Here is a 916-nt window from a genome sequence, read left to right on the forward strand (position 1 = left end):
GGCGCAACCTTTCATAACGGCAAGACCGTGACGGCGGATGACGTCGTGACTTCCTTGCAATATCACATGGGCAAGGACACCAAATCGGCGGCGAAATCGCTGTTGGACTCCGTCGTCGACGTCAAGGCGGACGGCCCGGAAACGGTGGTCTTCACGCTCAAGGACGGCAACGCCGATTTCCCTTACATCATGAGTGACTACCATCTGGTCATCATGCCGGCCAAGGACGGCAAGGCGGATTGGGCTTCAGGCGTTCGCACCGGTGCTTTCGTCCTCGAGAATTTCCAGCCCGGTGTTTCGGCCAAACTCAAGCGCAATCCAAACTACTTCAAGAATGGCAAGCCCTACCTCGACGAGGTGGAGTTCATCGCCATCACGGATCTTGCCGCCCGCATGGCGGCGCTGTCCACGGGGGAGGTGGACTATATCGGCCGCGCCGACCTGAAGACCCTCGGCATGTTGAAACGCAATCCCAAGGTGGAAATCGTCGAAGTCACTGGCTACGGGCACTATACCTTGCCGATGAATGTCACGATGGCGCCGTTTGATAATCCAGACGTGCGAATGGCATTGAAATGGGCGATCAATCGCCAAGAAATCGTCGACAAGATCTTTCTTGGCCACGCCACTGTGGCCAACGACAACCCGATCGCGCCGGCCATCAAATTCGCCAAGGATCCAGAACCGCGACACAGCTTCGATCCGGAAAAAGCCAAGCACTACCTGAAAAAGGCCGGAATGGAGAACCTGAAAGTGGATCTCTCGGTCGCCGATGCCGCTTTTGCGGGCGCGGTGGACGCGGCTTCGCTCATTCGCGAAACGGCAGCCCAATGCGGCATCGACGTCAATGTCGTGCGTGAGGCCGAGGACGCTTATTGGGACAATGTCTGGCTGAAGAAACCCTGGTGCGCTTCCT

General features: G+C 57.5%; 1 protein-coding gene. It reads left to right on the plus strand.

Annotated elements, in window-relative coordinates:
- Window positions 1–45 precede the first annotated feature (45 nt).
- The coding region (locus EOA19_RS34940) for an ABC transporter substrate-binding protein (protein ID WP_245486467.1) at window positions 46–916 on the plus strand (871 nt) is incomplete at its 3' end.

This window comes from Mesorhizobium sp. M7A.F.Ca.US.010.02.1.1 (genome assembly GCF_004023085.1).
Taxonomy (GTDB): Bacteria; Pseudomonadota; Alphaproteobacteria; order Rhizobiales; family Rhizobiaceae; genus Mesorhizobium.